Here is a 19,600-nt window from a genome sequence, read left to right on the forward strand (position 1 = left end):
AGAGGCAGCGAAGCTGTAGGAGTAAGCACTGAACAATCTCGTGTGCGAGTGATTGACTAGTCCTACTTATCACATTCTTTTTTTTGTTATATACGCCCACTCCCCACAGAATTGCAAACGTATGATCACACTCTACCCCCACCGCACGTTCTACCTCCCTCCGACAGCGGTGCGAAACCGGTCTCGATCGTGCGCGGACCGCCGCGCGCGAGCTGCGAGCCGCGCCAAAGCGATGGATGAAGGGATTCGGGAGAAATGGAGGATGCGAGCATGACGCCACCCACAACTGTATGGATATACAGTATATGGCAATGCGCTCGCGTCGCACAGCACCGGTGCGAAACCGGTTTTCGTCAGAGGAAAAACGACGGGAAAGCCGGCGCGGCCGTCATGTTACGCCACGCCGGAGCGGGCGTGGCCGGATCGTGCCTGCACGCCGCCCCGCGAGCCAACCGGCACGATGCGGTCCCCCGCATCGCGCCGGTCCGCCGGCTGCCCGTCAGCCGAGCAGCAACGCGTCGTCGTCGAGCTGCTCGTGACGCACCTTCTCGAACATCTGCAGCAGGTCCGGCACGTCGAGCCCCTTGCGCGCGTCGCCCGACACGTCGAGCACGACCTGCCCCTGGTGCAGCATCACCGTGCGGTCACCGTAGTCGAGCGCCTGCCGCATGCTGTGCGTGACCATCATCGTCGTCAGCTTGCTCTCGGCGACGATGCGCGCGGTCAGCTCCAGCACGAACGCGGCCGTCTTCGGATCGAGCGCGGCCGTGTGCTCGTCGAGCAGCAGGATCCGCGACGGCCGCAGCGACGCCATCAACAGGCTCACCGCCTGCCGCTGGCCGCCCGACAGCAGCCCGATCCGGTCGGTCAGCCGGTTCTCGAGGCCGAGGTTCAGGAGCCGCAGCTTGTCGCGGAACAGCTCGCGCGACGGCCGGTCGAGCGCGGCCCGGAAGCCGCGCCGCGCACCGCGCGCCATCGCGAGCGCCATGTTCTCCTCGATCGTCAGCGCCTCGCAGGTGCCGGCCATCGGATCCTGGAACACGCGCGCGACGAGGTGCGCGCGATCCCACGCGGCCTTGCGCGTGACGTCCGTGCCGTCGATCGAGATGCGTCCCGCATCGACGGCCTGGTCGCCGCTGACCGCATTGAGGAAGGTCGACTTGCCGGCGCCGTTCGAGCCGATCACCGCGACGAACTGGCCGTCGGGAATCTCGAGCGACAGCCCGCGCAGCGCGCGCGTCTCGATCGGCGTGCCGGGATTGAACGTGAGTTTCAGGTCTTGTGCGGACAGCATGTCAGGCCCCTCCGTTCTTGCGCGCGAACAGCTTCTTGCGCGTCGCCGGCAGCACCAGCGCGATCGTGACGAGCGCGGCCGTCACGAGGTTCAGATCCTGCGCCTTCAGCCCGATGAATTCGCTGTTGAGCGCAAGCGCGATGAAGAAGCGGTAGACGATCGCGCCGAGCACGACGGCGAGCGTCGTCAGCACGAGCCGGCGCGCCGGCAGCAGCGTTTCGCCGATGATCACCGCGGCCAGCCCGATCACGATCGTGCCGATCCCCATCGAGATATCCGCGCCGCCCTGCGTCTGCGCGAACAACGCGCCGGCGAGTGCGACGAGCGCGTTCGACAGCGCCATCCCCGCGAGCGTCGCGCGGCCGGTCGCGATGCCTTGCGCACGCGCCATCCGCGGGTTCGCGCCGGTCGCGCGCATCGCGAGGCCGAGCTGCGACGAGAAGAACCAGTCGAGGCCCAGCTTCGCGACCACGACGACGATCGCGAGCAGCGCCGGGCGCAGCACGTAGTCGGGCATCCAGTCGGGCTGCAGCACGGTGAAGAGGGTCGGCTCGGTGATGAGCGGCACGTTCGGCCGGCCCATGATCCGCAGGTTCACCGAATAGAGCGCGATCATCATCAGGATACTGGCGAGTAGGTCCATGATCTTCAGGCGCACGTTGAGCCAGCCGGTGATAAAGCCGGCCGCCGCGCCCGCGACGATCGCGATGCAGGTCGAGCTGAACGGGTCGTAGCCGGCGGAGATCAGCGTCGCGGCGACGGCGCCGCCGAGCGGAAAGCTGCCGTCGACGGTGAGGTCGGGGAAGTTGAGGATGCGAAACGAGATCAGCACCCCGAGGGCGACGAGACTGAAGATCAGGCCGATCTCCAGCGCGCCCAGAAACGAGAACAGAGACATGATGGGGAAATCCTGTTGCTTCCCGGCCGGACGTGTACGGCCGGGCGAAGCGAACGGGCGGCCCCGGGTGGGAGCCGCCCGTCCGGCGGTGTCGTTCAGGCCCGGATCGGGCCCGCAAGCGCAGCGGTCGGGCCGCGGCTTACTTGATGACCGTCTTCGCGTCCTTGAGCAGATCCGGCGACAGCGTCACGCCCTGCTTCGCGGCCGCGCCCGTGTTCGCGAACAACTCGAGGTTGCTGCTCGTTTCCGACGCGATCGCACCCGGCTTCTCGCCCTTCAGGATGCGCGCGACGACCTTGCCCGTCTGGCGGCCGAGGTCGCCGTAGTTGATGCCGAGCGCCGCGATGCCGCCGCGCTTCACGCTGTCGGTGTCACCGGCGACGAGCGGGATCTTCGCTTCGTTCGCAACCTTCACGAGCGCTTCGTACGCGGACACGACGTTGTTGTCGGTGTTCGTGTAGATCACGTCGACCTTGCCGATCAGACTCTTCGCGGCCGGGCCGATGTCGACGGTACGCGGCGCGGCCGCTTCCTTGAGCGTCATCCCCTGCTTCGCGAGGATCGCCTTGAGCTCCTTCACGACGACGACCGAGTTCGCCTCGCCCGGGTTGTAGACCATGCCGACCGTCTTCGCATTCGGCACGACGCGCTTGATCAGCGCGACCTGGCGATCGAGCGGCAGCTTGTCGGACACGCCCGTCACGTTGGTGCCCGACGGGCCCCAGCCCTTCACGAGCTGCGCGGCGACCGGATCGGTGACGCCCGAATAGACGACCGGCACGCTCTTCGTCGATGCAACCACCGCCTGCGCGGCCGGCGTCGCGATCGCGACGATCACGTCGGGCTGGTCACCGACGAACTTGCGCGCGATCTGCGCGGCCGTGCCCGTGTTGCCCTGCGCGCTCTGGTATTCCCACTTGAGCTTGTCGTCGCCGTAACCTTCCGCCTTCAGCTCGGCGCGCACGCCGTCGCGGATCGCATCGAGCGCCGGGTGATCGACGATCGACAGCACCTTGACGGTCTGTGCGTGCGCGGCACCTGCCAGCGCGAGTGCGGCCACGCCGGCCGTGATCGAACGGATCGCGAAAGTCTTGAAACGCTTCATGGGTGTGTCTCCCCCGTATTGTGTCGGTTCTGGATGATGGATTCCCGCCGCCGTCGGGCGGGCGCCGCCATGCGTACGACGCAGTGGCAGCCGGCCCGCGCACGCTCCGGGAAAGCGTGCAGCGGCGAACGCACGAGGATACCATTTCCGCAGACCACCGCCTGACTCCGCGCTTTCGCATCACACCCCGAATCGCAGCGCCCGCGAACGCGCGTGAAGCCCAGCCGGCGGCGGTTCCCGCCGGCCCCGGCGCAACGCGTCAGCCGCGCTCGCGGCTTTACGTTATGCTGTCGGCCGACCCAGTCCACGCCATCGGAGGGCACATGAAACGGGGGATCCGAGCCATCGCATTCGCGACCGTCGCGCTGGCGCTGCCGGGTGCGGCGTTCGCGCTGACCGACGGCAGTGCGCAATACGACGACTGCATGCTCAATGCGCTGCGCGAAAGCCGCAACGGTGCGGCGGCCCAGTTGATCCAGCGCTCGTGCGACGCGCTGTATCGCAACAACGCGATGCTGCTGCCGCGCGAGCGGCGCTTTCACGAGTGCGTCGTGCAGTCGCTGCCGGGCGTGCGCGACAACTATGCGATCCAGCAGATCATGTCGATCTGCTCACGGCGCGGCGAGATGTGAGGGTGCGGCGCGCGCCTGTTAACTGAAGAGCCAGCGCCCTGCTTTAGCCGAAACGATCAACATGCGGACGTTCAGGTCCGGAACCCGATGAATTACTCTCTTCTTGAACGGGTTGATCAAGTCAAGCAACGAGGAATCGTCTTCCGGATAATATTTTTTAATGTCGAATCCGCTCATGTCGACATTAAATTCCTCCGAGTACTCCTTCATCACCTCTTCGACCTCAGCCGCATCAAAACCCAGATCAACATCCAGATCTGTGTTCTCAGTTATACCCCTACCTCCTGACAACAGATAAAACCCGGATTTCCCCCTCACAAAATCGATTACCTGGCGATCGATATCTACCATATTCTGTCGCCCTCTCTCGCAACTCTGTTGTAGTGACTCACCGCCTTGTAAGTAATGGTTAGAACGTCACTCGCGAGAACTCCCCATCCGATCACAGGTATTGTTCTTCCCACAAAGGTTCCGACATTTCTCACCACTCTGACTTTCAGGTCCCTTACCGGCCCTCCGACCAGCGTAGGCAACTGAAGGCCAAACGGGAATTGCATTTTTCGAAAAACCCTTCTCGAATATTGGCTTGCATACGATGTCCCCCTTATCGCTCCACCGGGTTTCATTCGGGTCGGCAAATTGTTCCTACCAAGCAAAATCATGCCAACGGATACCGCATCATCGATGCCCAGTTGATTCATCGTTTCGTCAACCATGATCCAGAAAAATAGCTCCCCGGCAGTCAGATTCGCCATCCCATAATAGTAGTAAACTCCGCCCGACTTGTCGGCAGCGCCCATTCGTCGTCCTCGCGAGTGATTATTTGAAGTGCCTTTTCAGTCTAACGAAGAGACGCGACCGGGACACAAACACATTCCCGCCGATCCACTGAAAATTCATGTCGCGACGATCGTGCAATCTCCTTGGAGGTCGTTATTATTTGGCTCGAGTGAGCAACGACGGGGCTCGGCGGGATGCCGGGGAGGGAAAGCGTATACCGATTCCGCGTTCGACCAGCGGCACGATGAACCGACTCCAACGTGACATACCGTTACGGAACCGTGCTGATCGATAAGCGCAAATGCAGTGAGCGATCTTCACATCGCCTGCGCACCTCGCAAGCACGTCAGAGCCACGCTGCCAACGCATGCGCAGCAGCAACAGAACACCACCCATCACACATAAAAAAAGGCCTGCACGTGCAGGCCTTCGTTCGGTCATCCGATCGCGTTCAGAACGACGCGACCATCGAGCCCTTGAACTGCTTCTTGATGAATTCCCGCACTTCCGGCGACTGGTATGCCTTGACCAGCTTCTTCACCCACGGCTGGTCCTTGTCCTTCGCGCGCACGGCGATCAGGTTCGCGTACGGGCTCGTCAGCGCTTCGAGCGCGATCGCGTCCTTGGTCGGCTGCAGGTTCGCGGCGAGCGCGTAATTGGTGTTGATCACGGCCGCGTCGACATCCGACAGCACACGCGGCAGTTGCGCGGCGTCGAGTTCGGAGATCTTCAGTTTCTTCGGGTTCTCGGCGATGTCGAGCACCGTCGCGTTGTTGCCGCCCGTGCCTGCGCCCGCCTTCAGCTTGATCACGCCTTGCGTCTGCAGCAGCAGCAGCGCGCGGTTCTCGTTCGACGGATCATTCGGCACCGCCAGCTTCGCGCCTTGCGGCAGGTCCTTCAGCGCCTTGAACTTCTTCGAGTACACGCCAATCGGCGAGATGTAGGTCAGGCCCGCGCTCACGATCTTGTAGCCGCGCTGCTTCACCTGGCTGTCGAGGTAGGGCTGGTGCTGGAAGCTGTTCGCGTCGAGGTCGCCCGAGTCGAGCGCCGCGTTCGGCTGCACGTAGTCGTTGAACTCGATGACCTTCACGTTCAGGCCTTCCTTCTCCTTCGCGACCTTCTGCACGAGCTGCCACACTTCCGAATCCGGGCCGGCAACCGTGCCGACCTTGATCACCTTGTCTTCGGCGTGCGCGCCTGCCGACAGCGTCAGCGCTGCACCGGTGGCCAGCACGGAAAATACCTTCAGGAGACTGCGACGCTTCATCTGTTTCTCGCTTGCTTGCTTACTAAAAATGGGGCGCGATACGGGTATGCCCCGACTCGCAGGAAGGGGCAAATGGTGTCACAGGATCGGCGCGAAGTGAAATACATCCCGCTCATATGGGTATGCACTGCAGCGGTGCTCGCGGCAGCTGCGCGGCTCGGCCGTTAGTTGCGTTTATGCGAGTCGCGCATCAGCCTGGGCGCGTTACGCCACCGCCGCCTGGTCCGCCGCCTTCGTTTCGAAGGCACGCTCGCCCACCTGCCCGCCGACCCGGAACGCGCCGACTGCATCGCGCAGCCGCGCGGCCTGTTCCTGCAGCGACGCGGCGGCAGCGGCGGCCTCCTCGACGAGCGCCGCGTTCTGCTGCGTCACCTGATCCATCTGCGTGACCGCGCGCCCGACCTGCGTGATGCCGCTCGCCTGCTCCTCGGACGCCGCCGCGATCTCGCCCATGATGTCGGTCACGCGTGCAACGGCCTGCAGGATCTCGCCCATCGTCGTGCCGGCCTGGCCGACCAGCGTCGACCCGTTGCGCACGCGCTCGACCGAGTCGACGATCAGCTCGCGGATCTCCTTCGACGCCGTCGCGCTGCGCTGCGCGAGCGAGCGCACTTCGCCCGCGACCACCGCGAAGCCGCGGCCCTGCTCGCCGGCGCGCGCGGCTTCGACCGCCGCGTTCAGCGCGAGGATGTTGGTCTGGAATGCGATGCCCTCGATCACGCCGATGATGTCGGCGATCTTGCGCGAGCTGTCGTCGATCTCGCCCATCGTGCCGATCACGCGGTTCACGACGTCGCTCCCGGTACGCGCGATCTCCGATGCGCTGTTCGCGAGCCCGCTCGCCTGCCGCGCGTTGTCGGCGTTCTGCTTCACCGTCGCGGTCAGCTGCTCCATGCTCGCGGCGGTTTCTTCCAGCGACGCGGCCTGCTCCTCGGTGCGCTGCGACAGGTCGTCGTTGCCGGCCGAGATCTGGCGGCTCGCCGACGCGATCGATCCGGCCGACTGGCGAATCCCGCCGATCGTCGCCTGCAGCCGCGCCTGCATGTCGTGCATCGCGGCCATCATGCTCGTGCGGTCGCCCGCACGCACGGGCACCGGCTGCGTCAGGTCGCCCTGCGCGATGCGCGTCGCGAGCGCGGCCGCTTCGTCGGGCTCGCCGCCGAGGCTGCTGCGCACGTTGCGGATGATCACCAGCATCGCCGCGCTGATCACGAAGCCGATCACGAACACGACCGCGAGGTGGCCGAGCAGCGTCCGGTAGTAGATGGTGTCGATGTCCTTCAGGAAGACGCCGCTCGAGATGTTCCAGTCCCACGGCGTAAAGCGCGTGACGTAGCTGATCTTCGGCACGGCGGTCTCGCTGTGCGGCAGGCGCCCGCGGTACTCGGCGAAGCCGCTGCCGGTTTCCTTCGCGGCGTTCAGGATCGTGACGAACAGCGGCTTGCCGTCCGGGTCAAGATAGTCGCCGACCTGCGTGCCGACCAGCTTCGGCAGCGTCGGATGCATCAGCACGACGGGCTTCGAGTCCATCACGAACACGTAGCCCGCATCGCCATAGCGCATCGCGGCCAGGCTCGCGAGCGCGTCGCGCTTCGCATCGGCCTCGGGCAGCGTGCCGCTCTGCGCGAGCGTGTGATACGCCTTCACGATGCCGGCCGCCGAATCGACGAGATTCGCGATGCCTGCCTTGCGTTCGGCGAGCATCGTCGCGCGCGTTTCGTACGCGCTCCATGCGCCGACGCCCAGGAGACCGATCCATACCAGCGCAAGCGCGAGCCACAGCTTGCGGTTCAAACTCATTCTGCTCATCTGCGTGCCTTTGTCGATGTCGATGCGCACGCTGCGCGCGAACGGCCTGCCGCGCGCAAACGCTTGCCCATTTATTTACGGCACCGAGGCTTACAACTTGAATACGAGCAGACGCGGCGAACCGGCGCCCGGCATGCCGCCCGCGCACCGCCCCGCACCGCGCCCGCCGGCACGACAGCCCGCATCCGCTGTGCTAAAAAGACCGGCTAGCCGGCACACGAGGAGCCGGCACCATTCCGGGGGCCATCCATGTACGTCATCGACATCCACTACACCGCATCGCTCGAGCGCATCGACGACGCGCTCGAACGCCATCGCGCATTCCTGCAGCCGCAGTTCGACAAGGGCATCTTCATCGCGGCCGGGCCGAAGGTGCCGCGCGAAGGCGGCGTGATCCTCGCGGCCCGCATCGATCGCGACGAGCTGGACGCGATCCTGAAGACCGATCCGTTCGTCACCGAGGGGCTCGCCACGTATCGCGTGACGGAATTCCGGATCACGCGTGCCGCATCCGGCTTCAACGTGCCCGCGCTGCCCTGACGCGACACCTGCGCGACATCTGCGCGATACGTGCGCAAGCCGACACGCCGCTCGACAGGCGGCGCAGGCAAACAACGAAGAGAGAGGGAAAGCGTGACGGCGCGCGGCGGCCGTCACGTGATCGCCGGGCCGGGCGCCCGGCGGCTGCCGGTCAGTCGACCAGCAGCTTCAGGTCGTGGACCCACGGGCCGGGGCCCTGGCCGTCGCGCACGAACAGGCGCAGCTTGCCGTCGCGGTCGAACACGTAGCTCGCGGCCGTGTGATCCATCGTGTAGCTGCCGGGCGTCTTGCCGGGCACCTTCGCGTAGTACACGCGGAAATCCTTCGTGACCTTCTTCAGTGCCGCTTCGTCAGCCGGCCGCAGGCCGATGAACGACGGATCGAACGCGGGCACGTACTGGCCGAGCAGCGCCGGCGTGTCACGCTCCGGGTCGACGGTGACGAACAGCACCTGCACGCGCTTCGCGGCATCGGGCCCGAGCTGCTTCAGCGCTTCGGACAATTCGGCCATCGTCGTCGGGCATACGTCCGGACAGTGCGTATAGCCGAAGAACATCACGACGGCACGGCCCTTGAAGTCGGCGAGCGTGCGCACCTTGCCGGCCGTATCGGGCAGCGAGAAGTCGCTGCCGAACTGCGTGTTGCCGGTGATGTCGAGATTCTGGAATTTCGGCGCGTTGTCGCATCCGGCGAGCAGCAGCGCTGCCGTGAATGCGCATGCGAGCATCCAGCCTTGGCGCGCGCGGCGCCCGAACCTTGATTGGAGCATTGCGTTCAAACCGTGCGGTTACACGCCGAGCAGCGGGCGTGCATAGTGATCGACGAGCAGCGCGGCAAACAGCAGCGACAGGTAGACGATCGAGTAGCGGAAGGCCTTGCGGGCGAGTTCGTCCGAATAGTCGCGATGGATCTTCCACGCATACGCAAGGAACACCGCGCCGAGCAGCACCGCGCTCGTCAGGTAGACGGCCCCGCTCATCCCGGAGATGAACGGCATCAGCGTGACCGCGAACAGGATCACCGTGTACAGCAGGATGTGCAGCCGCGTGAACTTCTCGCCGTGCGTGACGGGCAGCATCGGCAGCCCCGCGTTCTCGTAATCCTTGCGGCGATAGAGCGCGAGCACCCAGAAATGCGGCGGCGTCCACACGAAGATGATCAGCACGAGGATCCACGCGTCGCCCGGCACCGCGCCGGTGACCGCGGCCCAGCCGAGCGCCGGCGGCATCGCACCCGACGCGCCGCCGATCACGATGTTCTGCGGCGTCATCGGCTTGAGCAGCAGCGTGTAGATCACGGCGTAGCCGACGAAGGTGGCGATCGTCAGCCACATCGTCAGCGGGTTCGTGAAGGTATAGAGCGTCCATGCGCCGACGCTGCCGAGCACGGCCGAGAACACCAGGATTTGCGGGGTCGTGATCTCGCCGCGCGCGGACGGGCGCCACGCGGTGCGACGCATCATCGCGTCGATCTTCTGTTCGACGAGGCAATTGATCGCGAACGCGGCGCCGGCCAGCAGCCAGATACCGACCGTACCGCCGATCAGCACGTGCCACGGCACCATGCCCGGCGTCGCGAGGAACATGCCGATCACCGCGCAGAACACCGCGAGCTGCGTGACACGCGGCTTCGTCAGCGCCATGTATTGCGAAAACCGGCTACCGGGCGATTGGGAGAGGGTGCTTTGCATGGGGGCGGTCACGCCGGGGCGGCGTCGCGCGCAGGCTGCGCGACACGGCCGGGGCGGCTTGAAAGGATGCGAAAGTTTAACATGACGACGAGCAGCAGCAGGATCGCGGCCCCGCCGTTGTGCGCAACGGCAACCGGCAGCGGCCACTGCAGCACGATGTTGGTCAGGCCCGTCACGAACTGCAGCAGGACGACCAGCAGCACGCCGTTCGCGGGCCGCCGCAGCGATTCGAAGCGGCGCATCTTCAGTGCGAACGCGACCAGGTACGCGACCACGACGAACGCGAACGTGCGGTGCGTCCAGTGGATCGCGACCAGTGCGTCCTGCGTGATCGCGTCGCCGTCCTTCGTCATCCCGAGCGCGCGCCACAGGTGGAAGCCGTGCTGGAAGTCCATCGGCGGAATCCACTGGCCGTTGCAGGTCGGGAAGTCGGTGCACGCGAGCACCGCGTAGTTGGTGCTCACCCAGCCGCCGAGCGCGATCTGCACGACCAGCAGCACGAGCGCCGCGAGCGCGGCCGCGCGATAGCGGCCGGCTTCCGGGTCATACGACGGCAGCGGTGTCTGCCGCGCCGCGAGCCAGCCGAGCGTGCCGAGCAGCATGAGGCCGAGCAGCAGGTGGATGGTGACGATCACCGGCTGCAGCTTCATCGTGACCGTCCACGCGCCGAACGCGCCCTGCACGAGGATCAGCAGCAGCAGGCTCGTCGGCCACCACGGCGACACGTGCAGCGGGCGGCGGCGCAGCCGCGCGGACCACGCGATCACGACCTGCGCGATGATCAGCACGCCGATCGCCATCGCGAAATAGCGGTGGATCATCTCGATCCACGCCTTCGACATGCTGACGGGGCCCGTCGGCATCGCCTGGTGCGCGGCCGTGATCGCGGCGTGCGCGATGAACGGCGACGACGTGCCGTAGCAGCCGGGCCAGTCCGGGCAGCCGAGCCCCGAATCGGTCAGCCGCGTGAAGCCGCCGAACATCACCAGGTCGAGCGTCAGGAAGGTGGTGATCCACACCAGCTTGCGAAACTTGTTGTCGTCGGCCTTCACCCACACGTACGACAGCGGCAGCAGCGCGATGCAGAAGCCGATCAGGCCGAGTTGCAGTAGATACGCCATCGGTTCATTGCCTCTCGTATTGCCTTAGCCGATGCTCGACCACTTCAGCAGCTTCGTCACGTCCGCCTTGATCTTGCCGGGATTCGGATCCTTCGGGAAACGCATCATCAGGTTGCCGTTCGGATCGACCATGTAGATGTGGTCGCTGTCCTTCGTGCCGGCGTCGGCCGGCAGCCACGCGGCCACCGCGGCCGGGTCGGCGACGAGCCGGCGCGTGTCGGGATACGCATCCAGCACCTTCTGCGGCATCGCGCCCGCATCGCTGCGCAGCCACACCATCGTGAGCCGGTGCCGCTCGCCCGCCTGCGTGACGCGGATCTGGCGCATGAAATAGAGCTTCTTCGCGCAGGCTTCGTCGCACGCGCTGCTGTCGGTCATCACGAACAGCCACACACCGCGCAGCGACGACAGCGGCACGGTCTTGCCGGTTTCGTCGGTCACCTGCAGATCCGCGGGGATCGGGCGCTGCGGCTCGATCAGCGTGCCGTAGTTGGTCGAGCCGCCTTTCGGCTTGATCACGTAATAGGTGAAGTACGACGCGATCATCGGTGCGGCGCACACGAGACCCAGCAGCACGAGCATCCAGCGGCCGCGCTTGCGGGCCGCCGGCGACATCGGCGCAGCGGCCGAACCCTGACGGGGAGATTGCATGGACAAATCAGACCTCTCGAAACGAACCCGCGGCGCCAGCGCCGCGTCCTGGCATGGCGCTCACGCGCCGGCCGACTTCTTCGCCGCACGCCGCGCGGCGTACAGGCCGAAGCCGAGCGCGGCCGCCGCCATCGCCCACCACTGAAACATGTAACCGTAATTGCGCTCGACGCCGGTCGTCGCCGCCGGCCAGTCGCGCACGAGCTTGTCGCCGTCGTCGCTCGTCTGCTGGATCACGAACGGCTGCAGCGGCAGCCCCGTTTCCTTCGCATACGCGGCGACGTCCAGGTTCTGCCGGATCTTCTGGTGCACCGCCGACCCGCCTTCGCCGAGCTCGAACGCACGCGACGCGTCGGCGCGCGCGATGCCGACGATCTCGACGTCGCCCGCGGGTGTCGCGAACGGCTCGATCGCCGTGCGATCGGCGATATTGCGCGGCAGCCAGCCTCGGTTCACGAGCACCACGCCGCCGCCCGTGAGTTTAAACGGCATCACGACGTAAAAACCCGGCTGGTCGTTATACGGCCGATTGTCGAGGAACACGGCTTGCCCGGGCAGGAAACGGCCCGTCGCACGCACGCGATGGAACTCGATCGACGCGAGCGGGATCGGCTGCGCGCCGACGTCGACGGGCACCGCCTGCTCGTAGCGCTCGATGCTCGCCTGCAGCGCTTCCTTCTGGTGCGCGCGGTCGCGCTGCCAGAAACCGAGACGGATCGTGACCGCGACGACGACGAGAATCAGCAGCGCAGGCAGCCAGCGAATCTTCATCATGCGGCCCGCCCGGCACGTGCCGGAAAGCGAAGTGCGATAATTATCCCCTTCCTTTCGAATTGCCGTCGTCCGGTTCGTGTCATGCACATACTCGTTCCCATCGCCTTCGTCCTCATCATTGCCAGCATGGGCTCAGCGCTCTACTTCATGATGCACGACCGGGGCCACACGAAACGCATGGTCTGGTCGCTCGCCACCCGCGTCGGGCTGTCGGTGTCGCTGTTCCTGCTCATCCTGATCGCGAACTGGATGGGCTGGATCCATTCGACCGGCCTGCCGATCGGGCGTTGATCCGTTTGCCGCCGCGGCCGCTGTGACATTTCGCCGCACGGCCACGGCACCAAGCAAAAGCGCCGCCTGACTGAGTCGCGGCGGCGCCCGGGTGGTGAAGGCCGGCAGTCACGCTGCCCGGCCGACCCAATGAAAACGGCCCGCGCATTGCTGCGCGGGCCGTTGTTCCATTTACAGCCAGTAGACGACGACGTACAGGCCGAGCCAGACGACGTCGACGAAGTGCCAGTACCACGCGGCGCCTTCGAATGCGAAGTGGTGATCAGCCGTAAAGTGGCCGCGGATCATCCGCACCAGCACCACCGCGAGCATCGTGCCGCCCAGGAACACGTGGAAGCCGTGGAAGCCCGTCAGCAGGAAGAACGTCGAACCGTACACGCCCGAGTTCAGCGTCAGGTTCAGTTCGTTGTACGCGTGGTAGTACTCGAAGCCCTGCAGGAACAGGAAGCAGATACCGAACGCGAGCGTCGCGGCCATCCAGGCGATCGCCTTCTTGCGATGATCGTCACGCAGCGCGTGGTGCGAGATCGTCAGCGTCACGCCCGACGACAGCAGGAATGCGGTGTTCAGCGTCGGGATCGGCCACGGGCCCATCGTCTTGAAGTGACCGGCGAGCGCGGCAGGGCCTTCGTTCGGCCACACGGCGGAGAAATCCGGCCAGATCAGCTTGTAGTCGAGGCTGCCGAGCTGGTGCAACGCGATTTCACGCGCATAGAACAGCGCGCCGAAGAACGCGCCGAAGAACATGACTTCCGAGAAGATGAACCAGCTCATGCTCCAGCGGTACGACTTGTCGACGTTCTTGCCGTAATGACCGCCCTCCGATTCGGCGATCGCGTCGCCGAACCAGTGATACAGCGTGAAGAGCAACCAAAGCAGGCCGAGCAGCGCCGTAAACGGCGCCCAGTCGTGACCGTTGATCCACAGCGCCGCCGATCCGAGCATGACCAGCAGGCCGATGGCCGCACTGATCGGATGGTGCGACGGATGCGGCACGAAATAGTACGGGGTCTGGTTTTGACCGCTCATGCTTGATTCTCCACTTCAGTCCAATTTGTTTACCGGAAACCGCTCCGGCTTTATTTCTTGCGCGGCGTGACCACCACCGCTCCTTCCTGCACGCGCCGCCGTGGCGCCGCGCACTGCATTCTTCTTTCGTGGCCGCGGGCTTCAGCCCACGACGGCACGCACGATCAGGATCAGCACGCCGATGAACAAACCGGCCGCCAGCAACGCGACGATCAGCACGTGCAGCGGATTCAGCTGCGTCGCGTCGGCCTCCAGGTCGCGCCGCTTGCGCACCCCGAAGAACGACCACAGCACCGCTTTCAGCGCCTGGCCGAACGACCCGCCCCGCTTGCCCTCCGTCATCGCCCCGCCTCCGTCGTCATGCGTCCGGCTTCGCCGCGCCCTGCGCCGCGGTCTTGCCCGGCGCGGGCGCCGGCGTGGCCGGCGTATTCAGCTCGAAGAACGTGTACGACAGCGTGATCGTCTTCACGTCCTTCGGCAGTTTCGGATCGATCACGAACACCACCGGCATCTTGCGCGATTCGTTCGCGGCCAGCGTCTGCTGCGTAAAGCAAAAGCACTCGATCTTCTTGAAGAACTCCGTCGCCTGCTTCGGCGCGTAGCTCGGAATCGCCTGCGCAACGACCGGCCGGCCCTGCCCGTTCGTCACGTCGTACACGATCGTCGTCAGCTCGCCCGGATGCACGTCGAGGCTGTTGTGCTCCGGCTTGAAACCGAGCGGCCCGCGCGCATTCGCATCGAACTCGACCGACACCGTGCGGCTGGTGTCGACCTGCGAGTTCTTCACCTCGCGCTCACTGACATCGCGCTGCACCAGGTTGTTGATACCGGTGATCTGGCAGATTGCCCGATACATCGGGATCAGCGCGAAGCCGAAACCGAACATCAGCCCGGCCACGACGAAGAGCTTCACCAGCATCGAACGATTGAACGCCCGATCGACGGCGCCCTCTTCCGGCTTCGACATACGACAACTTCCTCGCTACTGCGTCTGTTGCTGCATCAGTGAGTGGACAGCCACCACTGCTTGATCACGACACCCATAAAAAAGACGGCGGCGATGACGAGCAGGATGAGGCCGAGCCGCTTGTTGCCCGCGCGAATCTGCTCGGGCGTTCGTCTTTGTTGTGGATTCCGGTTCATCTGAAACTTCGCTGAAACTTCAATTCGGCGCCCGCCGCGCCTGCCTGCGCGGCAGGCAGCGGCGGAACGCACTGTGAAACTTACTCGACGTGCGGCGGTTGCTCGAACGTGTGGAAGGGAGCCGGGCTCGGCACCGTCCACTCGAGACCCTCCGCGCCATCCCACGGCTTGTCCGACGCCTTTTCCAGCTCGCCGCCGCCACGGTAGGCCGGCAGCGCGACCGCGAACAGGAAGTACACCTGCGCGAGGCCGAAGCCGAATGCGCCGATCGTCGCCACCTGGTTGAAGTCCGTGAACTGCGCCGGGTAGTCCGCATAGCGACGCGGCATGCCTGCGAGACCGACGAAGTGCATCGGGAAGAACGTCAGGTTGAAGAAGATCATCGACGCCCAGAAGTGGATCTTGCCGCGCGTCTCGTTGTACATCCAGCCCGTCCACTTCGGCGCCCAGTAGTACCAGCCCGAGAACAGCGCGAACAATGAGCCGGCCACGAGCACGTAGTGGAAGTGCGCCACCACGAAGTAGGTACCGTGATACTGGATGTCGAGCGGCGCCATCGCGAGCATCAGGCCCGTGAGACCACCGAAGGTGAACACGAACAGGAAGCCGATCGCGAACAGCATCGGGGTTTCGAACGTCATCGAGCCGCGCCACATCGTCGCGAGCCAGTTGAACACCTTCACGCCCGTCGGCACCGCGATCAGCATCGTCGCGTACATGAAGAACAGCTGGCCGGTGACCGGCATGCCCGTTGCGAACATGTGGTGCGCCCAGACCATGAACGACAGGATCGCGATCGAAGCCGTCGCGTACACCATCGAGCTATAGCCGAACAGCGTCTTGCGTGCGAACGCCGGGATCACCTGCGACACGATCCCGAACGCCGGCAGAATCATGATGTACACCTCGGGGTGGCCGAAGAACCAGAAGATGTGCTGGTACATCACCGGATCGCCGCCGCCTGCCGCGTTGAAGAACGACGTGCCGAAGTGGCGGTCGAACAGCACCATCGTGATCGCGCCTGCCAGAACCGGCATCACCGCGATCAGCAGGTAAGCCGTGATCAGCCACGTCCATGCGAACATCGGCATCTTCATCAGCGTCATGCCCGGTGCGCGCATGTTCAGGATCGTCACGACGATGTTGATCCCGCCCATGATCGACGACGCGCCCATGATGTGGACCGCGAAGATCGCGAAGTCCATGCCCGGGCCCATCTGCGTCGACAGCGGTGCGTACAGCGTCCAGCCGGCGGCCGTCGCGCCACCCGGCGCGAAGAACGAACCGACCAGCAGCACGGCCGCGACCGGCAGCAGCCAGAAGCTGAAGTTGTTCATCCGCGCGAACGCCATGTCGGACGCGCCGATCTGCAGCGGAATCATCCAGTTCGCGAAGCCGACGAACGCCGGCATGATCGCGCCGAACACCATGATCAGGCCGTGCATCGTCGTGAGTTCGTTGAAGAACTCCGGACGCATGATCTGCAGGCCCGGCTCGAACAGCTCGGCCCGGATGGCGAGCGCCATCACGCCGCCCGACAGGAACATGATGAACGAGAACAACAGGTACAGCGTACCGATGTCCTTGTGGTTGGTGGCGAACAGCCAGCGCCGCCAGCCGTGCGGCATTTCGTGCGCGTGGTCGTCGTGCGCGTGGTCCGCGGCTACGTCGTGCCCGATGCTAGACATGAGAATCTCCTAATGCGAATACGTCGACTAACTCAGCGACACGTCAAGCCGCCGGGCCGATCTCGACACGCCGGGCTTCCTTCGCGTCAGCCCCGCCCGTGATCGTTTCCGGCTTTTTGAGAATAATGTGGTCTTCCGCCACGCCTGCTGCCTTCAGCGCGTCGCGCACGGCTTGTGCGCGATGCTTCGCCAGTTCGGCGTTCGCGTCGGCCGAGCCCGACTTGTCGGTAAAGCCCGACAGCGCGAGCTTCGCGTCCGGATGTGCCTTCGCATAGTCGGCCGCGGCGGCGATCGCCGCTTTCGCGTCGGCCGGCAGCACGCTCTTGCCCGTCTCGAAGTAGATCGTCGACAGTGCGGCCGATGCCGCTGCCGCCGGCTGCTCTGCGCCCGACGCGGCTTGCGCCGGTGCCGAAGCTGCTTCGGCCGGTGCGGCTGCCGCTGCGCCCGCCGCGTCTTCCGGCATCTTGCCGTTACGCGCGTCGGCCACTTGCTTCGGCTGCAGCAGGTCGTTCTTGTGGTTGCCCCACGAATTGCGTTCGTACGTGACGACCGATGCGATGTCGAGATCCGACAGCGACGCCCACGACGGCATCGCGCCCTTGCCGTGCAGCACGCGCTCGACGTGGCCGGCGATCGGGCCGTTCACGATCGGGCTGCCGTCCATGGCCGGGAATGCGCCGAGACCCTTGCCGCTCACCTGGTGGCAGGCCGCGCAGTTCGCCTTGTAGACTTCCTCGCCGTGCGCGACGAGTTCAGCCATCGTGTAGACCTTGTTCGGATCGACCGCGGCGCTGGCCAGCTTGGCCTTCTGCGCGGTGACCCACTTCGCGTAGTCGTCATCCGACAGGACAACGACCACGACCGGCATGTACGCGTGTTCCTTGCCGCACAGCTCGGTACAGAAACCGCGGAACGTACCGACCTTGTCGGCCTTGAACCACGTGTCGCGCACGAAGCCGGGGATCGCATCCTGCTTCACGCCGAACGCGGGCACGTACCACGAGTGGACGACGTCGTTCGCGGTCGTGATGATGCGGATCTTCTTGTTGACCGGCACGACGAGCGGGTTGTCGACTTCCTGCAGATAGGTGTCGGTGATCGGCTTCTTGCCCATCACTTCGTCACGCGGGGTGCTGAGCGTCGACAGGAAGCCGATGCCCTCGCCCGGGCCCTTCACGTAGTCGTAGCCCCACTTCCACTGGTAGCCGGTGACCTTGATCGTGAGATCGGCGTTCGTCGTGTCCTTCATCGCGACGACGGCCTTCGTCGCCGGCAGCGCCATCAGCACGACGATGACGAACGGCACGATCGTCCAGATGATCTCGACGGTCGTGCTTTCATGGAAATTGGCGGCCTTGTGGCCCTTGGATTTGCGGTGCGCGAAGATCGAATAGAACATCACGCCGAACACGCCGACGAAGATCACCGTACACAGGATGAGCATCATCGTGTGGAGATCGTAGAGCTCCTCGGCGATCTTCGTGACCGGCGGCTGAAAGTTGATCTCGTTGACGCGGGGGCCGCCCGGGCTATCACCGACCGCCAGGGCGGCACCGGCAAAGAGCAATCCGCTGCATGCCAGCACGCCCGTGAGGGCTCGCTTGATTGTTTTCATAGCATCCTTACCCAAAATTTCCATTCAAACCCTCCCCCGTCGCAAGCCGCCGGCCCTATCCGCCGGTGCCCGCGCCTCGTCAGCCGCAGCGCCTGAGCGACACGCGCAGTTCGTCGGCGAACTGCGCACGCTTGTGCTGCGCGAGATGCTGCCCGATTACGACGGTCTGCCCGCGCGATACCAGTCGAATCGGATCGCGTGGCGTCGCACCCGGCTCGACCCGCACCCAGCGCGGGTTGAATTCGATCTGCGTGAGCCGCTCCGCATCCATCCGCTCGATCACGAGCCGGTGCGGATACAGCCTGATGCGTTCGTAATCGACCGCATGGCGAGCATAGATCGCAAATGCGACACCCACAGCCAGCAACTCGATTCCGGTGAAGGGCATGACGAGCCAAGCCCCCCGCCACATCAGCAATGTCGCGATCACCAGCGAGAAGCCCGCGAGCGACACGTAAAACAGCACGAACTGACGCGGCGACGCCGAACAGTTGCGTTTCATGAGCCAGTCTTCGAGGACCGGCTCGCCGTTCGTCGTCTCCGCCAAAACCCTCGCTGCTTCCATCGCCGCCTCACGCGAATGGCATGCGATGCATGCCTGCATCGGACTCGTCGGCCCGTATTGCGGGGACCCCGGGACGACAAGCTGACGCATTATAGGCGGGTTCAATGGCATCCACAAGCAAGCGACTATCGGCCCGCGAGCCAAGCGCGACAAGCTTTCCGGCCATTTCAGGCGCCAATTCGACCCCGCTTTGCGCCGCTAATTTCAGACATAACAAAACCCCTCTTTACCGCTTTACCGATTCTTCGGACGCCCCTTTCCGATATCCTCGATGCGCACGATCCCGTGCCCTTCGGCAGTCGTGCGCGGCACGGCCTTCCATGCGTGGCCGTAGATCACTTCGAACGTCAGCGGAATCGTGCCGTCCGCGCGCCGGCGGGCCTCCAGCGCGTCGCCGAGCGCCGCGCGAAAGCGCCGCGTCGCGCGCTGCGGCGCCTCGCGGTCGAACGGATAGGCGCCCCAGCGGCGCACGTCGGCCAGCAGGGAGTCAGGGGATTTGTAGGTGACGGTCAGCACTTCCTGATCCATCACGGGAATCTCGAAGCCGCTCTCGACGAGCATGTCGCCGAGATCGTGCATGTCGACGAAGTCGATCACGCGCGCGGCGGGCGGCGCCATGCCGAGTGCCGCTTCGGCGTCCGCGCAGGCCGCGCGCAATTCGCGCAGCGTATCGGGGCCGAGCGTGCTGAACATCAGCAGCCCGGTCAC

General features: G+C 65.0%; 22 protein-coding genes and 2 pseudogenes. 3 read left to right on the top strand and 21 right to left on the bottom strand.

Going from position 1 to position 19,600, the window contains the following annotated elements:
* Window positions 1-161 precede the first annotated feature (161 nt).
* The 4 genes and pseudogenes from G3O06_RS38675 to G3O06_RS38690 form a co-directional block, all read right to left on the bottom strand.
* Window positions 162-272: pseudogene (locus tag G3O06_RS38675) on the bottom strand (recombinase RecA); the annotation flags it as partial.
* 227 nt (window positions 273-499) lie between these two features.
* Complete coding sequence (locus tag G3O06_RS38680; protein WP_011353261.1) at window positions 500-1,294, bottom strand: ABC transporter ATP-binding protein; 795 nt, start codon at window positions 1,292-1,294, stop codon at window positions 500-502.
* Window position 1,295: 1 nt separating this feature from the next.
* Entirely contained in the window at window positions 1,296-2,192 is an 897-nt protein-coding gene (locus tag G3O06_RS38685; RefSeq protein WP_174971568.1) for an ABC transporter permease, read from the bottom strand.
* A 139-nt stretch (window positions 2,193-2,331) separates the two neighbouring features.
* The gene (locus G3O06_RS38690) at window positions 2,332-3,297 is read right to left on the bottom strand and encodes an ABC transporter substrate-binding protein (RefSeq protein ID WP_174916190.1); all 966 of its coding nucleotides are present in this window, start codon (window positions 3,295-3,297) and stop codon (window positions 2,332-2,334) included.
* Between the two features lie 323 nt (window positions 3,298-3,620).
* On the opposite strand from G3O06_RS38690, the gene G3O06_RS38695 reads away from it, so the two are divergent.
* Complete coding sequence (locus G3O06_RS38695; RefSeq protein WP_136471176.1) at window positions 3,621-3,929, top strand: VF_A0006 family four-cysteine protein; 309 nt, start codon at window positions 3,621-3,623, stop codon at window positions 3,927-3,929.
* Window positions 3,930-3,947: 18 nt separating this feature from the next.
* Here the strand turns inward: G3O06_RS38695 and G3O06_RS38700 are convergent, their stop codons facing one another.
* From G3O06_RS38700 to G3O06_RS38715, 4 genes are all read right to left on the bottom strand, one after another.
* Window positions 3,948-4,280 (bottom strand): DUF1493 family protein, encoded by a 333-nt coding sequence (locus G3O06_RS38700; protein ID WP_174997273.1) that lies wholly within the window; start codon window positions 4,278-4,280, stop codon window positions 3,948-3,950.
* The gene (locus G3O06_RS38705) at window positions 4,274-4,729 is read right to left on the bottom strand and encodes an STM2901 family protein (protein ID WP_205819263.1); all 456 of its coding nucleotides are present in this window, start codon (window positions 4,727-4,729) and stop codon (window positions 4,274-4,276) included. The genes G3O06_RS38700 and G3O06_RS38705 overlap by 7 nt, the downstream gene beginning before the upstream one ends.
* Window positions 4,730-5,160: 431 nt before the next feature.
* Window positions 5,161-5,976, bottom strand: coding sequence for a MetQ/NlpA family ABC transporter substrate-binding protein (locus G3O06_RS38710; protein WP_048247030.1), 816 nt, complete (start codon window positions 5,974-5,976; stop codon window positions 5,161-5,163).
* A gap of 204 nt (window positions 5,977-6,180) precedes the next feature.
* A complete protein-coding gene (locus tag G3O06_RS38715) occupies window positions 6,181-7,785 on the bottom strand; it encodes a methyl-accepting chemotaxis protein (protein ID WP_174971564.1) in 1,605 nt (534 codons plus the stop codon).
* Window positions 7,786-8,034: 249 nt separating this feature from the next.
* Between G3O06_RS38715 and G3O06_RS38720 the strand changes: the two genes are divergently transcribed.
* Window positions 8,035-8,325: a YciI family protein gene (locus tag G3O06_RS38720; protein WP_039346187.1), complete on the top strand. Its 291-nt coding sequence runs from the start codon at window positions 8,035-8,037 to the stop codon at window positions 8,323-8,325.
* Window positions 8,326-8,476: 151 nt separating this feature from the next.
* Here G3O06_RS38720 and G3O06_RS38725 read toward each other — a convergent pair whose 3' ends face one another.
* Genes G3O06_RS38725 through G3O06_RS38745 form a run of 5 tightly spaced genes read right to left on the bottom strand, consistent with a single transcriptional unit; the run spans window position 8,477 to window position 12,558 of the window.
* A complete protein-coding gene (locus G3O06_RS38725) occupies window positions 8,477-9,094 on the bottom strand; it encodes an SCO family protein (protein WP_046544363.1) in 618 nt (205 codons plus the stop codon).
* An 18-nt stretch (window positions 9,095-9,112) separates the two neighbouring features.
* Window positions 9,113-10,015 (bottom strand): heme o synthase, encoded by a 903-nt coding sequence (gene cyoE, locus G3O06_RS38730; RefSeq protein ID WP_085042142.1) that lies wholly within the window; start codon window positions 10,013-10,015, stop codon window positions 9,113-9,115.
* A gap of 8 nt (window positions 10,016-10,023) precedes the next feature.
* On the bottom strand, window positions 10,024-11,136 hold the full coding sequence (locus G3O06_RS38735; protein WP_174916195.1) for a COX15/CtaA family protein: 1,113 nt from the start codon (window positions 11,134-11,136) through the stop codon (window positions 10,024-10,026).
* A gap of 24 nt (window positions 11,137-11,160) precedes the next feature.
* The gene (locus tag G3O06_RS38740) at window positions 11,161-11,787 is read right to left on the bottom strand and encodes a cytochrome C oxidase subunit I (RefSeq protein ID WP_174916196.1); all 627 of its coding nucleotides are present in this window, start codon (window positions 11,785-11,787) and stop codon (window positions 11,161-11,163) included.
* 60 nt (window positions 11,788-11,847) lie between these two features.
* A complete protein-coding gene (locus G3O06_RS38745) occupies window positions 11,848-12,558 on the bottom strand; it encodes an SURF1 family protein (RefSeq protein WP_241020454.1) in 711 nt (236 codons plus the stop codon).
* Window positions 12,559-12,642: 84 nt separating this feature from the next.
* Here G3O06_RS38745 and G3O06_RS38750 point away from each other — a divergent pair, with 84 nt between their 5' ends.
* On the top strand, window positions 12,643-12,852 hold the full coding sequence (locus G3O06_RS38750) for a twin transmembrane helix small protein (protein WP_011353273.1): 210 nt from the start codon (window positions 12,643-12,645) through the stop codon (window positions 12,850-12,852).
* A 171-nt stretch (window positions 12,853-13,023) separates the two neighbouring features.
* Here the strand turns inward: G3O06_RS38750 and G3O06_RS38755 are convergent, their stop codons facing one another.
* The 8 genes and pseudogenes from G3O06_RS38755 to G3O06_RS38790 all read right to left on the bottom strand — a co-directional run.
* A complete protein-coding gene (locus G3O06_RS38755; protein ID WP_174916198.1) occupies window positions 13,024-13,881 on the bottom strand; it encodes a cytochrome c oxidase subunit 3 in 858 nt (285 codons plus the stop codon).
* Window positions 13,882-14,022: 141 nt separating this feature from the next.
* Complete coding sequence (locus tag G3O06_RS38760; protein WP_174952994.1) at window positions 14,023-14,223, bottom strand: DUF2970 domain-containing protein; 201 nt, start codon at window positions 14,221-14,223, stop codon at window positions 14,023-14,025.
* Between the two features lie 16 nt (window positions 14,224-14,239).
* Window positions 14,240-14,848, bottom strand: a complete 609-nt coding sequence (locus tag G3O06_RS38765; protein ID WP_011353276.1) for a cytochrome c oxidase assembly protein — start codon at window positions 14,846-14,848, stop codon at window positions 14,240-14,242.
* A gap of 35 nt (window positions 14,849-14,883) precedes the next feature.
* Window positions 14,884-15,024, bottom strand: coding sequence for a cytochrome oxidase small assembly protein (locus G3O06_RS38770; protein WP_174916200.1), 141 nt, complete (start codon window positions 15,022-15,024; stop codon window positions 14,884-14,886).
* Window positions 15,025-15,104: 80 nt separating this feature from the next.
* The gene (gene ctaD, locus G3O06_RS38775) at window positions 15,105-16,712 is read right to left on the bottom strand and encodes a cytochrome c oxidase subunit I (protein ID WP_069248929.1); all 1,608 of its coding nucleotides are present in this window, start codon (window positions 16,710-16,712) and stop codon (window positions 15,105-15,107) included.
* 43 nt (window positions 16,713-16,755) lie between these two features.
* Complete coding sequence (coxB, locus tag G3O06_RS38780; protein ID WP_174916201.1) at window positions 16,756-18,351, bottom strand: cytochrome c oxidase subunit II; 1,596 nt, start codon at window positions 18,349-18,351, stop codon at window positions 16,756-16,758.
* Between the two features lie 55 nt (window positions 18,352-18,406).
* Complete coding sequence (locus tag G3O06_RS38785; protein ID WP_174916248.1) at window positions 18,407-18,931, bottom strand: DUF2244 domain-containing protein; 525 nt, start codon at window positions 18,929-18,931, stop codon at window positions 18,407-18,409.
* Between the two features lie 195 nt (window positions 18,932-19,126).
* Window positions 19,127-19,600 (bottom strand): annotated as a pseudogene (locus tag G3O06_RS38790) (SAM-dependent methyltransferase); the annotation flags it as partial.

Origin of the sequence: Burkholderia sp. Ac-20345, assembly GCF_017104825.1 — a bacterium.
Lineage (GTDB): Bacteria > Pseudomonadota > Gammaproteobacteria > Burkholderiales > Burkholderiaceae > Burkholderia > Burkholderia lata_B.

Coding starts and splice junctions, on each gene's coding strand:
- G3O06_RS38680 (WP_011353261.1), bottom strand. CDS start 1,294: ATGCTGTCCGCACAAGACCTGAAACTCACGTTCAATCCCGGCACGCCG.
- G3O06_RS38685 (WP_174971568.1), bottom strand. CDS start 2,192: ATGTCTCTGTTCTCGTTTCTGGGCGCGCTGGAGATCGGCCTGATCTTC.
- G3O06_RS38690 (WP_174916190.1), bottom strand. CDS start 3,297: ATGAAGCGTTTCAAGACTTTCGCGATCCGTTCGATCACGGCCGGCGTG.
- G3O06_RS38695 (WP_136471176.1), top strand. CDS start 3,621: ATGAAACGGGGGATCCGAGCCATCGCATTCGCGACCGTCGCGCTGGCG.
- G3O06_RS38700 (WP_174997273.1), bottom strand. CDS start 4,280: ATGGTAGATATCGATCGCCAGGTAATCGATTTTGTGAGGGGGAAATCC.
- G3O06_RS38705 (WP_205819263.1), bottom strand. CDS start 4,729: ATGGGCGCTGCCGACAAGTCGGGCGGAGTTTACTACTATTATGGGATG.
- G3O06_RS38710 (WP_048247030.1), bottom strand. CDS start 5,976: ATGAAGCGTCGCAGTCTCCTGAAGGTATTTTCCGTGCTGGCCACCGGT.
- G3O06_RS38715 (WP_174971564.1), bottom strand. CDS start 7,785: ATGAGCAGAATGAGTTTGAACCGCAAGCTGTGGCTCGCGCTTGCGCTG.
- G3O06_RS38720 (WP_039346187.1), top strand. CDS start 8,035: ATGTACGTCATCGACATCCACTACACCGCATCGCTCGAGCGCATCGAC.
- G3O06_RS38725 (WP_046544363.1), bottom strand. CDS start 9,094: ATGCTCCAATCAAGGTTCGGGCGCCGCGCGCGCCAAGGCTGGATGCTC.
- cyoE (WP_085042142.1), bottom strand. CDS start 10,015: ATGCAAAGCACCCTCTCCCAATCGCCCGGTAGCCGGTTTTCGCAATAC.
- G3O06_RS38735 (WP_174916195.1), bottom strand. CDS start 11,136: ATGGCGTATCTACTGCAACTCGGCCTGATCGGCTTCTGCATCGCGCTG.
- G3O06_RS38740 (WP_174916196.1), bottom strand. CDS start 11,787: ATGCAATCTCCCCGTCAGGGTTCGGCCGCTGCGCCGATGTCGCCGGCG.
- G3O06_RS38745 (WP_241020454.1), bottom strand. CDS start 12,558: ATGAAGATTCGCTGGCTGCCTGCGCTGCTGATTCTCGTCGTCGTCGCG.
- G3O06_RS38750 (WP_011353273.1), top strand. CDS start 12,643: ATGCACATACTCGTTCCCATCGCCTTCGTCCTCATCATTGCCAGCATG.
- G3O06_RS38755 (WP_174916198.1), bottom strand. CDS start 13,881: ATGAGCGGTCAAAACCAGACCCCGTACTATTTCGTGCCGCATCCGTCG.
- G3O06_RS38760 (WP_174952994.1), bottom strand. CDS start 14,223: ATGACGGAGGGCAAGCGGGGCGGGTCGTTCGGCCAGGCGCTGAAAGCG.
- G3O06_RS38765 (WP_011353276.1), bottom strand. CDS start 14,848: ATGTCGAAGCCGGAAGAGGGCGCCGTCGATCGGGCGTTCAATCGTTCG.
- G3O06_RS38770 (WP_174916200.1), bottom strand. CDS start 15,024: ATGAACCGGAATCCACAACAAAGACGAACGCCCGAGCAGATTCGCGCG.
- ctaD (WP_069248929.1), bottom strand. CDS start 16,712: ATGTCTAGCATCGGGCACGACGTAGCCGCGGACCACGCGCACGACGAC.
- coxB (WP_174916201.1), bottom strand. CDS start 18,351: ATGGAAATTTTGGGTAAGGATGCTATGAAAACAATCAAGCGAGCCCTC.
- G3O06_RS38785 (WP_174916248.1), bottom strand. CDS start 18,931: ATGCAGGCATGCATCGCATGCCATTCGCGTGAGGCGGCGATGGAAGCA.